This window comes from Streptomyces sp. PU-14G (assembly GCF_041028275.1).
In the GTDB taxonomy this organism is placed as follows: Bacteria; Actinomycetota; Actinomycetes; order Streptomycetales; family Streptomycetaceae; genus Streptomyces.
In genome coordinates this window covers 1-10989 of record NZ_JASKYT010000239.1, presented here as the reverse complement: position 1 = coordinate 10989, position 10989 = coordinate 1, and the positions used below count along the sequence as shown (strand labels likewise).

8 protein-coding genes are annotated in these 10989 nt (G+C 72.3%); 5 read left to right on the top strand and 3 right to left on the bottom strand.

The genetic code is table 11. The features are described 5' to 3' along the window. Nucleotides 1-98: 98 nt before the first annotated feature. Complete coding sequence (locus tag AB8Z75_RS23990; RefSeq protein WP_369205311.1) at nucleotides 99-1295, bottom strand: cystathionine gamma-synthase; 1197 nt, start codon at nucleotides 1293-1295, stop codon at nucleotides 99-101. Between the two features lie 132 nt (nucleotides 1296-1427). Between AB8Z75_RS23990 and AB8Z75_RS23985 the strand changes: the two genes are divergently transcribed. The 3 genes from AB8Z75_RS23985 to AB8Z75_RS23975 all read left to right on the top strand — a co-directional run bounded on the left by AB8Z75_RS23985 (nucleotide 1428) and on the right by AB8Z75_RS23975 (nucleotide 6619). After that, nucleotides 1428-2597 carry a hypothetical protein gene (locus AB8Z75_RS23985; RefSeq protein ID WP_369205309.1) on the top strand — a complete coding sequence of 390 codons (1170 nt, stop codon included), beginning with the start codon at nucleotides 1428-1430 and terminating at the stop codon, nucleotides 2595-2597. A gap of 307 nt (nucleotides 2598-2904) precedes the next feature. After that, nucleotides 2905-4218, top strand: coding sequence for a serine/threonine-protein kinase (locus AB8Z75_RS23980; protein WP_369205307.1), 1314 nt, complete (start codon nucleotides 2905-2907; stop codon nucleotides 4216-4218). 376 nt (nucleotides 4219-4594) lie between these two features. After that, nucleotides 4595-6619, top strand: coding sequence for a thioredoxin domain-containing protein (locus tag AB8Z75_RS23975; protein WP_369205305.1), 2025 nt, complete (start codon nucleotides 4595-4597; stop codon nucleotides 6617-6619). Between the two features lie 52 nt (nucleotides 6620-6671). Here AB8Z75_RS23975 and AB8Z75_RS23970 read toward each other — a convergent pair whose 3' ends face one another. Next, complete coding sequence (locus tag AB8Z75_RS23970) at nucleotides 6672-7331, bottom strand: TetR/AcrR family transcriptional regulator (protein ID WP_369205303.1); 660 nt, start codon at nucleotides 7329-7331, stop codon at nucleotides 6672-6674. Nucleotides 7332-7437: 106 nt separating this feature from the next. Here AB8Z75_RS23970 and AB8Z75_RS23965 point away from each other — a divergent pair, with 106 nt between their 5' ends. Both AB8Z75_RS23965 and AB8Z75_RS23960 read left to right on the top strand, forming a co-directional pair. Then, nucleotides 7438-8649: a pyridoxal phosphate-dependent aminotransferase gene (locus tag AB8Z75_RS23965; protein WP_369205301.1), complete on the top strand. Its 1212-nt coding sequence runs from the start codon at nucleotides 7438-7440 to the stop codon at nucleotides 8647-8649. A gap of 87 nt (nucleotides 8650-8736) precedes the next feature. Beyond that, nucleotides 8737-9150 (top strand): hypothetical protein, encoded by a 414-nt coding sequence (locus tag AB8Z75_RS23960; RefSeq protein ID WP_369205299.1) that lies wholly within the window; start codon nucleotides 8737-8739, stop codon nucleotides 9148-9150. Between the two features lie 19 nt (nucleotides 9151-9169). Here the strand turns inward: AB8Z75_RS23960 and AB8Z75_RS23955 are convergent, their stop codons facing one another. Beyond that, entirely contained in the window at nucleotides 9170-10942 is a 1773-nt protein-coding gene (locus AB8Z75_RS23955) for a phosphoenolpyruvate carboxykinase (GTP) (protein ID WP_369205313.1), read from the bottom strand. Between the last annotated feature and the right edge of the window lie 47 nt (nucleotides 10943-10989).

Here is a 10989-nt window from a genome sequence, read left to right as displayed (position 1 = left end):
CCCCCCGGCAGGGGAGGGGAGGGAAGGACCGRGGGGGCGCCCCCCAGTCCCTCAGCACCTCAGCCCCTCAGTCCAGCGCCTGGGGCAGGTCCGGCCGCTCAGTCCAGCGCTTGGGTCAGGTCGGCCAGCAGGTCGTCCGCCGATTCGATGCCGACCGACAGCCGCACGAGGTCGGCGGGCACCTCCAGGGCCGAGCCCGCTACGGAGGCGTGCGTCATCCGGCCGGGGTGCTCGATCAGGGACTCGACACCGCCGAGGGACTCGCCCAGCGTGAACAGGCCGGCCCGGTCGCACACCCGCACGGCCGCCTCCTCGCCGCCCGCCACGCGGAAGGACACCATGCCGCCGAAGCCCCGCATCTGCTTCGCGGCGATCTCGTGCCCCGGGTGCGAGGGCAGCCCCGGGTAGAAGACCTCGGTCACCTTCGGATGCGCCGCCAGGAACCGCACGAGGCGGGCCGCGTTCTCCCCGTGCCGGTCCATGCGCACCCCCAGCGTCTTGATGCCGCGCAGCACCAGCCAGGAGTCGAACGGTCCGGCGATCGCGCCCATCGCGTTATGGTGGAAGGCCAGTTCGTCACCGAGCGCAGGGTCGGTGACGACCAGGGCGCCGCCGACCACGTCGGAGTGCCCGCCCATGTACTTGGTCGTCGAGTGGACGACGACGTCGGCGCCGAGCGCGAGGGGCTGCTGCAGATAGGGGCTGGCGAACGTGTTGTCCACCACCAGCCGCGCGCCCGCCGCCCCGGCCACGTCCGCGACGGCCGCGATGTCGGTGATGCCCAGCAGCGGGTTGGAGGGGGTCTCGACCCAGACGGCCTTGGTGCGCTCGCGCAGCGCGGCCCGTACGGCGGCCGGGTCGGAGGAGTCGGCCACCGACCACTGGACGCCCCACCGCTCGGCGACCCGTGCGAACAGCCGGAAGGTGCCGCCGTACGCGTCGTTCGGAATCACCACGTGGTCACCGGGGGTGAGCAGGGTGCGCAGCAGGCAGTCCTCGGCGGCGAGCCCGGAGGCGAAGGCCAGGCCGCGCCTGCCGCCCTCCAACGCGGCGAGGTTCTCCTCCAGCGCGGTGCGGGTGGGGTTGGCGGAGCGGCTGTACTCGTAGCCGCCGCGCAGCCCGCCGACCCCGTCCTGCTTGTAGGTGGAGACCTGGTGGATGGGCGGGACGACGGCTCCCGTGGCCGGGTCGGCGGCCTGGCCCGCGTGGATGGCGAGGGTCTCGAAGCCGTGCGGAGGGGGCGCCGAGGTCGTCCGGTCCCCGCCGCTGGTGCGGTTGTCACGCTGCTCACTCATGGGGGCGAGACTAGTGGGCCGTACGGTGGAGTGGGGGCGCGCTCACAAGAGCTCACCCCTCAGCACCGCTCAGCACCACTCAGCCTGCCGCCGACCCGCCGCCGCCTCGTCACACCGTGGAGACCCGCCGCCATGGAAGCCCTGTTCCTGCTGATCGCACTCGCCGCCCTCTTCGGTGTGGTGGCCTATCCGGCGATGCGCCGCCGACGGCTGCGGCAGGAGGGCCGGCAGGGGCTCGTCCAGGCTCTCGACCCGGGCGCCGGGTACGGCTTCGTCCCCGCCGAGCAGTTGGACGTACGGCTGCCGGGCCCCGACAGGGAACTCGTCGAGGCGCTGGAGGAGGCCCAGCGCACGCAGGACTGGGAGCCGGTGGCGCGGATGCTGGCACTGACGGGCGACGAGTACGAACTGCGCTGGCAGCGGGTGCAGTCCCTCGCGGGCGCGGCGGCCATGGAGCTTGCCCGTGCGCGGCAGCACGCGCGGGACGCGGGTACGGACGGCCCTGCCGACGTGGTCTCCTTCAGCAAGGAGCGCGCCGCCGTGCAGCAGGACGCCAGGTGGCTGCGGCAGTGGCGCGCACAGCAGCCGCACGACCACGGCGGGGCACAGGTGTACGCGCAGTTCCTGGTCTTCCAGGCGCTGGCCGAGCCGGGGTCGGCCGACCACCGCATCATCCTGGAGGAGGCGCGCAACGTCGCACGGGAAGCGGCGAAGCTCGCCCCCGCCGATCCCACGCCGCACCTCACCGAACTGCACATCGCCCGCAGGCTCAACTACCGTGAGGCCGACTTCGCGTCCCTGTGGGACAGCGTGCGCCGCCTGGCCCCCGACCACATGGGCGCCCACCTGGCGGCGCTGCCGTACTGGTCGGCGAAGTCGATGGGCTCCAAGGAGAAGGCCGACGGTTTCGCCCGCGCGGCGGCGGCCCAGGCCCCCGAGGGCTCCCTGCTCGCCGCCCTGCCGCTGTTCGCCGCCTACGACCATCTGCCCGAGGTGAACCTGGTCCGCGGCCTCTACCAGGGCGAGGAGATCGGCCACGCCATCGAGGCCGCCGAGTACGCCGTCGACCAGGTCGAGGACGACCACCCGGTGCGCCCCCACGTGCTGCACCTGCTCGTGTGGTTCCTCGTCCGCGCCGAGCGCTACGGCGAGGCCATGGAGGCCCTGGCCGCCGTCGACGGCCACGTGGGCGCCCTCCCGTGGGTCGACGAGGGCGACCCGGCCGCCGCCTACGCGGCCTACCGCGCGCTGGCGGTCGCCGGCTGGGAGTCCACCGGCGGCGCCCGGGCCTCCCAGTCCTGACCGCCTCGCTCTGGGACGGCTCCCAGGCCGGCGCTGACGGGAGCTGACGGGAACGGCACGGCAGCCCTGGTCACGCCCCCTGTCGTGCGGATCCCGAGCCGTCCGCGGTCGGCTGACGCTCTGGGCCACGATCAAACGCCACGGGCGGGCCTGGTCGACACCTCGCAACCCTCGAGCCCCGGCCCCTGCCCCAAGCCGTCGGCACCGCCAGACCACCTGATCCGAGCCGCCACAGTCCGCAGTCGACGAACCCTCGCTACTCTTCACCTTGACCATGCGGCGTAGGCGGCGGGTCGGGGAGGTGTTCATGGTGACGAAGCAACCCGGTGACGTGATCTGCGGGCGTTACCGGCTCGCCGCCGAGCTGGGGGCCGGGGGGTTCGGGCGGGTCTGGCGCGCCCACGACGAGACTCTGGGCGTCGATGTGGCGATCAAGGAACTGCGACTGGTGCCGGGCCTGTCGGAGGCCGACCAGGCGGACCGGTTCGCGCGTGCCGCGCGTGAGGCCCGCAACGCCGCCCGGTTGCGAAGGCACGAGGGCATCGTCACCATCCACGACGTGGCCATGGAGGACGGTCTCCCCTGGATCGTCATGGAGTTGGTCGAGGGCCGTTCGCTGGGCGAGCACATCGAGGAGAGCGGCCCGCTGTCCGTGGACAGGGCTGCCGACGTCGCCGTCTCGTTGCTGACGGCGATTGGCGCGGCCCACGACGACGGCGTCGTGCACCGCGACATCAAGCCGGGCAACGTCATGCTGACCGAGGGCGGGAAGACCCTGCTCACGGATTTCGGCATCGCGGTCCACGACACCGACACGGCGCTGACTGCCACCGGATTGCTCGTCGGCTCGGCGGAGTACACCGCTCCCGAGCGCCTGCGCGGCACGGAGGGGTTACCGGCCAGCGACCTGTTCTCCCTCGGCGTGACGCTCTACCGGGCCGTCGAAGGCGTCTCGCCCTTTCACCGTGCGACCCGCGACGCGACGCTGGCGGCGGTTCTGCTGGAGGAGGCCCCGCCGCCGCAACGAGCCGGGCGGCTCACGCAGCTCATCACCCGCCTGCTGGACAAGGACCCGGACTCCCGTCCGACGGTCGCCGAGGCGCTGGCCATCGCCCGCGGGGAGCAGCCCACCCGCGTCCGGGCCCGGCCGCAGGCCCCCGTACAGCCCGACACCAGGAGCCTCCCCGCGCCAAGATCTTCAACGGGCTGGGAGCACCGGGCAATTGCGGCCATCATGGCGCTGATCACCGCACTCGGCATCGCGGGCCTCCCGGACGCCGGCCCCACATGGGGGCGAGTCGAGCACTACATCCGGGTGGTCATCGCCGTGTTCGACGTCGGCGCCGGTGGGCTGCTGTGCGCGACCCTGGCCCGGTTCGTGCCCGCTGTCGCGGGCAGATTCGTCCTCCTCCTCGCACAGGTCGCCGGTTTCGGCTTCGGCTGCTTCGCAGCCGGTTTCGCCGTACACGGCGCCGCGAAGACGCTCCGGGACCAGGTGGGTGCGATCGCGTTGGAAAACGACGCCGCGACGGCCTCGCTGTCCGTGCTCACCGTCGCCCTGCTCCTCTCGGCAGCGCTGGCCTGGCAGGGCAGGAGACCGCGCAGTCGCGAGCCGCGCTGACGCGAAGCCGCTAGGGTCTTTCGCTCGGATCTTGCTGGGCTCGCGGGCCCCGGCCGACGCGGCCGGACGCCATCGGGCACGTCCGGCTTCCACCCCCCGCCACTGGTCGGCGCTGATCTGCGTATGCGTCCACGCGGGCGCCACCATTCCGGCGGTCATGGTGTACCTCCTGGGAGGAGCCTCGGCAGGTCGAGCACCGCTGAGCGAGCCTCGTGTCCGGTGGTGTCGGGGCGCCGGCACAGGAGAGCGTCAGGACGTTCGGTGCCGCCCGGCCCGGACTCGGCCAGGCGGTGCGGCGGGCGGTGCGCAGGGCGAGCGCGGCAGCGAGATCGCGCAGGGCCCGGTGGTGGGGTGGGCGCTGTGAGAGGCTGGAGCGATGAACAGGCTGGCTGGTGTGACCTCGCCTTATCTGCTTCAGCACGCGGACAATCCGGTCGACTGGTGGCCCTGGACGCCGGAGGCCTTCGAGGAGGCGCGGCGGCGCGATGTGCCCGTGCTGCTGTCGGTCGGGTACGCCGCGTGCCACTGGTGCCACGTGATGGCGCGCGAGAGTTTCGAGGACGAGGCGACGGCGCGGCTGATGAACGCCCACTTCGTCTCGGTGAAGGTGGACCGCGAGGAACGCCCGGACGTGGACGCCGTCTACATGGAGGCCGTGCAGGCGGCCACCGGGCAGGGCGGCTGGCCGATGACGGTGTTCCTGACGCCGGAGGCGGAGCCGTTCTACTTCGGCACCTACTTCCCGCCCGCTCCCCGCCACGGCATGCCCTCCTTCCCGCAGGTGCTGGAAGGGGTGCGCACCGCGTGGGAGGACCGGCGTGAGGAGGTCGCCGACGTCGCCTCCCGTATCAGCACCGACCTCGCGGGCCGCACCCTCAGCCTCGCCGCCGCCCGGGCGCCGGGCGCCGAGGAGATGGGGGCCGCGCTGCTCGGGCTGACCAAGGACTTCGACGCGAGCAGGGGAGGCTTCGGCGGGGCGCCGAAGTTCCCGCCGTCGATGGTGCTGGAGTTCCTGCTGCGGCACCACGCCCGTACCGGTTCCGAGGGTGCGCTCCAGATGGTCGAGGCCACCTGCGAGGCGATGGCCCGCGGTGGCCTCTACGACCAGCTCGGCGGCGGCTTCGCCCGCTACTCCGTCGACGCGGAGTGGGTCGTGCCGCACTTCGAGAAGATGCTCTACGACAACGCGCTGCTGTGCCGGGTCTACGCCCACCTGTGGCGCGCCACGGGGTCGGAACAGGCCCGCCGTGTCGCGCTGGAGACCGCCGACTTCCTCGTCCGGGAACTGGGCACTCCGCAGGGCGGGTTCGCGTCCGCGCTGGACGCCGACAGCGACGACGGGCAGGGCGGGCACGGCGAGGGCGCCTACTACGTGTGGACCCCCGCGCAACTCGCCGAGGTGCTCGGTGAGGAGGACGCCGCTGTGGCGGCGGCCCTCTTCCACGTCACCAAGGAGGGCACGTTCGAGGGCGGCGCCTCGGTGCTGCAACTGCGCGCGGGGGACGGGCCGCCCGCCGAGGCGGCGCGCGTGGAGTCCGTACGGCGCGCCCTGTTCGAGGCCCGCTCGGCGCGGCCCCGGCCCGCGCGCGACGACAAGGTCGTCAGCGCCTGGAACGGTCTGGCCGTCGCCGCGCTCGCCGAGACCGGCGCCTACTTCGAGCGCCCCGACCTGGTGGACGCGGCGCGTGCTGCCGCCCGGCTGCTCGCCGAGGTGCACACCGTCGACGAGGGGCGCCGCCTGGTCCGCACCTCGCGCGAGGGCGTACCCGGCGACAGCGCGGGTGTGCTGGAGGACCACGCGGACGTCGCCGAGGGCTACCTCGCGCTGTACGCGGTCACCGGCGAGACGGAGTGGCTCGGGCGTGCGGGCGGTCTGCTCGACACGGTGCTGGAGCGCTTCGCGGCGGACGACGGCACGCTGTACGACACCGCCGACGACGCCGAGCAGCTCATCCGGCGGCCCCAGGACCCCACGGACAACGCGGTGCCCTCCGGGTGGAACGCGGCGGCCGGCGCGCTGCTCACCTACGGGGCCTACACCGGCGAGCACCGCTACCGGGAGGCCGCCGAGCAGGCCCTCGGTGTCGTCCGTGAGCTCGCCTCCCGGGTGCCGCGGTTCCTGGGCTGGGGCCTCGCGGTGGGGGAGGCGCTGCTGGACGGGCCCCGGGAGGTCGCCGTGGTCGGCCAGTCGCCCGAGCTGCACCGTGCCGCGCTGCTGTCCACCGCGCCGGGCGCGGTGGTCGCCGCGGGCGCGGGCGACGCGTCCGGGGAGTCGTCCGTGCCTCTGCTGCGAGGGCGCGGCCTCGTCGACGGGCGTCCCGCCGCCTACGTGTGCCGCGGGTTCGTGTGCACGGCGCCGGTGACGGAGACGGAGGCCCTCGAAACCGCCCTGACGGAGTGACCCCGCCCCTTGCCTTCCCCCGGGCGGGGGAAGGCAAGGGGCCGGAATTCCGCTACAGCGTCAGGCCGCGTTCCAGGACGCCCAGCGCGCGGGTCACCAGGGCGCGCAGGTCCTCCAGGGTGCCTGCCGGTCCTGGGCCGGAGTCGACCCAGGAGTACATGGCCTCCATCAGAGCCCCCAGCATGGCGCCGGTGACGATCCGCAGTTCCAGGTCGTCCTCGGCGCGCCCGGTGCGCTCGGCGAGCGCCCTGCGCAGCAGCCACGCCGTGTCGGCGGAGTGCTCGCTGAGGCGGCCACGCAGGGCGGGGACCTCGCGGATGAGGCGCAGGCGCTGGAACGTCTCGGTGGCGTCGGCCTGGTAGACGCGGGCGAGGGAGGCGTACAGCGCCTCGCGCAGCGCGGCGACCGGCGGTTCCCCCGCGGGCCGCCCGCGCAGGGCGTCCTCGACGAGCGCGTCGTACTCGTCGGTCAGCACGATGTCTTCCTTGGTGGGGAAGTAGCGGAAGACGGTGCTGGGGGAGACCTCCGCCTCGTCGGCGATCTGGTCGACGGGTGTGGCGTCGTAGCCCTGTTCCTCGAAGAGGTGGTAGGCGGCCGTGCGGATGGCCTGGCGGGTCTGGATCTTCTTCCGCTCGCGCAGACCCGGTTTCGCTGGGGAGAGGTCCGCGCCGGCGGCGGTGTCGTCGGCGGATGCGGTGCGTGCGGGGGCCATGAACCTCATTGTCGGCCATGACCTGCGGGTGCGGCCATGAGCGGGCTGTCACCGGGGTGAGGGAAAACACGGGGCGAGGTGTGAAGGGCGCCCTTAGGCTGGCGTCATGCAGGTCATCCAGTCGACGAAGCTCGCCAATGTCTGTTACGAGATCCGGGGTCCTGTCCTGGAGGAGGCGCAGCGGCTGGAGGCGGCGGGGAACCAGATTCTCAAGCTCAACACCGGCAATCCGGCGGCGTTCGGGTTCGACTGCCCGCCGGAGATCCTCGAGGACATGCTCCGCAACGTGGGCACGGCGCACGGGTACGGCGACGCGAAGGGCCTGCTGGCCGCGCGCCGTGCGGTGATGCAGCACTACCAGAAGCAGGGCGTCGAGGTGTCCGTCGAGGACGTCTACCTGGGCAACGGCGTCTCCGAGTTGATCCAGATGGCGATGCAGGCGCTGCTGGACGACGGCGACGAGGTGCTCGTGCCGGCCCCCGACTATCCGCTGTGGACGGCGTCCGTCTCGCTGGCGGGCGGTACGGCCGTGCACTACCGCTGTGACGAGCAGTCGGAGTGGATGCCCGACCTGGCGGACGTGGAGAGCAAGATCACCGACCGCACCAAGGCGCTGGTGATCATCAATCCGAACAACCCGACGGGTGCGGTCTACGACGAGGAGATGCTGCGTTCCCTCACCGACATCGCGCGCCGCCACTCCCTCCTCGTGTGCTCCGACGAGATCTACGACAAGATCCTCTACGACGGAGCCACGCACACCCCGACCACCAAGATCGCGCCCGACCTGCTGACGCTGACGTTCAACGGCCTCTCGAAGTCCTACCGGGTGGCCGGCTACCGCAGCGGCTGGCTGGCGGTCTGCGGGCCCAAGACGCACGCCGACAGCTACATCGAGGGGCTGACGATCCTCGCCAACATGCGGCTGTGCGCCAACATGCCGGCCCAGCACGCGGTGGCCGCCGCGCTGGGCGGGCGGCAGTCGATCGAGGACCTGGTGCTGCCGGGCGGGCGGCTGCTGGAGCAGCGCGACGCGGCGTACGAGATGCTCACGCAGATCCCCGGGGTCACCTGCGTGCGGCCCAAGGGGGCGATCTACGCCTTCCCGCGCCTCGACCCGAAGGTGTACAAGATCAAGGACGACCGGCAGATGGTGATCGATCTGCTCCGGGAGGAGAAGATCATGATCGTCCACGGCACCGGGTTCAACTGGCCGGAGCCCGACCACTTCCGCATCGTCAACCTGCCGGCCGCCGACGAGCTGCGCGACGCGGTGACGCGCATCGGTCGCTTCCTGGACGGATACGGGCAGCCGTGAAGGCTGCGTGACCGTTCCGTCGATGAGTGACAACTTTAGACGGAGTCCAAGTTAGGATGGTTTCCTGAACGCACCAGGAGGCCATCCATGTACGAACCGATCCGCACCAAGTCGGTCCACACTCTGGCCGAGGACGCCCACGCCGAGCTGCCCCGGCGCACCCGCGAGGAGGAGCTCGACATCCGGCTGGCCGGACACCTGACGGCGCTGCTGACCGTGACCGACGAGCTGCGGGTGCTGGCGCCCTCCGCCGCGCTGGACACCGCGGCCCACGAGCTCGCCGCCCACGCGGCGCGGCTCCTGTCGGGACGCGCGCCCCTGCGCGCTGAGCCGACCGCCGCGCGGGACGACGCCACCCACGTGGCCTCGCTCCACGCGCGGGCGCACACCCTCGCGGGCACCGCCCTCGCGGTGGCCTCGTCGCGCGGCGACGAGGCCGTCACCGCTTTGATGACCGAACGCCTCGCCGCCCACACCGCCCCTCAGGCGGTGCCCGCGTAACGCGCTCCGCGCGCCTCGGTCAGCCCAGGCGCTGCACCAGGGCGCGGTACTCGTCCCAGAGGGCCTTGGGGGTGTGGTCACCGAACGTGTTGAGGTGTTCGGGGACGAGTGCCGCCTCGTCGCGCCAGACGTCCTTGTCGACGTCGAGGACGAAGTCCAGCTCGGCCGCGGACAGCCCGAGCCCCTCGGTGTCGAGGTCTTCCCGCCGCGGGACGATGCCGACGGGGGTCTCGACCCCCTCGGCCTCCCCGTTCAGCCGCTGGACGATCCACTTGAGCACGCGGGTGTTCTCGCCGAAACCGGGCCAGACGAAGGCGCCCTTCTCGTCCTTCTTGAACCAGTTGACGTAGTAGATCTTCGGCAGCTTCGCCGGGTCGGCCCCTTCGCCGACCTCCAGCCAGTGGGCGAAGTAGTCGCCCATGTTGTAGCCGCAGAAGGGCAGCATCGCGAACGGGTCGCGGCGCAGCTCGCCGACCTTCCCCTCCGCGGCGGCGGTCTTCTCGCTGGCCACGTTGGCGCCGAGGAAGACACCGTGCTGCCAGTCGAAGGACTCGGTCACCAGCGGTACGGCCGTCGCGCGCCGGCCGCCGAAGAGGATGGCGGAGATCGGCACGCCGCGCGGGTCCTCCCACTCGGGCGCGATGATCGGGCACTGCGCGGCGGGGACGGTGAACCGCGCGTTGGGGTGGGCCGCCGGCGTCGCCGAGTCCGGCGTCCAGTCGTTGCCCTTCCAGTCGGTCAGGTGGGCCGGTTTCTCGTCGGTCATGCCCTCCCACCACACGTCGTCGTCATCGGTGAGCGCGACGTTGGTGAAGACCGCGTTGCCCCACAGCGTCTTCATGGCGTTGGCGTTGGTGTCCTCGCCGGTGCCGGGGGCGACACCGAAGAAGCCCGCCTCCGGGTTGATGGCGTACAGCCGCCCGTCCTCGCCGAACCGCATCCAGGCGATGTCGTCGCCGATGGTCTCCACGGTCCAGCCCGGGAGGGTGGGCTGGAGCATCGCCAGGTTCGTCTTGCCGCAGGCGGACGGGAACGCCGCCGCAACGTACTTGGCCTCCCCGCGCGGCGGGGTCAGCTTCAGCACCAGCATGTGCTCGGCCAGCCAGCCCTCGTCGCGGGCCATCACGGAGGCGATGCGCAGCGCGTAGCACTTCTTGCCGAGCAGCGCGTTGCCGCCGTATCCGGAGCCGAACGACCAGATCTCGCGGGCCTCGGGGAAGTGGGAGATGTACTTGGTCGGGTTGCAGGGCCACGGCACGTCGGCCTCGCCTTCGGCGAGCGGCGCTCCAACGGTGTGCACGGCCTTGACGAAGAAGCCGTCGTCGCCGAGGGCGTCCAAGACCGGCTGTCCCATGCGCGTCATGGTGCGCATGGAGACCGCGACGTAGGCGGAGTCGGTGATCTCCACGCCGAGCGCGGAGAGCGGGGAGCCGAGCGGGCCCATGCAGAAGGGGACGACGTACATGGTCCGGCCGCGCATCGAGCCCCGGAAGACGCCCTGTTCCCCGGAGAAGATCTCGCGCATCTCGGCGGGGTTCTTCCAGTGGTTCGTCGGACCCGCGTCCTCTTCCCGCTCGGAGCAGATGAAGGTGCGGTCCTCGACCCGGGCGACGTCGGACGGGTCGGAGGCGGCGTAGTAGGAGTGGGGGCGTTTGACCGGGTCGAGTTTCCGGAAGGTCCCCCGCTCGACCAGCTCCCCGCACAGGCGGTCGTATTCGGCCTCGGAGCCGTCGCACCAGACCACGCGTTCCGGCTGGGTCAGTTCGGCGATCCCGTCGACCCAGGAGAGCAACTCCTGGTGGCGGGTGGGGGCTTCCTCCCCGGCCGGGGAGGAGGGGG

Coding starts and splice junctions, on each gene's coding strand:
- AB8Z75_RS23990 (WP_369205311.1), bottom strand. CDS start 1,295: ATGAGTGAGCAGCGTGACAACCGCACCAGCGGCGGGGACCGGACGACC.
- AB8Z75_RS23985 (WP_369205309.1), top strand. CDS start 1,428: ATGGAAGCCCTGTTCCTGCTGATCGCACTCGCCGCCCTCTTCGGTGTG.
- AB8Z75_RS23980 (WP_369205307.1), top strand. CDS start 2,905: ATGGTGACGAAGCAACCCGGTGACGTGATCTGCGGGCGTTACCGGCTC.
- AB8Z75_RS23975 (WP_369205305.1), top strand. CDS start 4,595: ATGAACAGGCTGGCTGGTGTGACCTCGCCTTATCTGCTTCAGCACGCG.
- AB8Z75_RS23970 (WP_369205303.1), bottom strand. CDS start 7,331: ATGGCCCCCGCACGCACCGCATCCGCCGACGACACCGCCGCCGGCGCG.
- AB8Z75_RS23965 (WP_369205301.1), top strand. CDS start 7,438: ATGCAGGTCATCCAGTCGACGAAGCTCGCCAATGTCTGTTACGAGATC.
- AB8Z75_RS23960 (WP_369205299.1), top strand. CDS start 8,737: ATGTACGAACCGATCCGCACCAAGTCGGTCCACACTCTGGCCGAGGAC.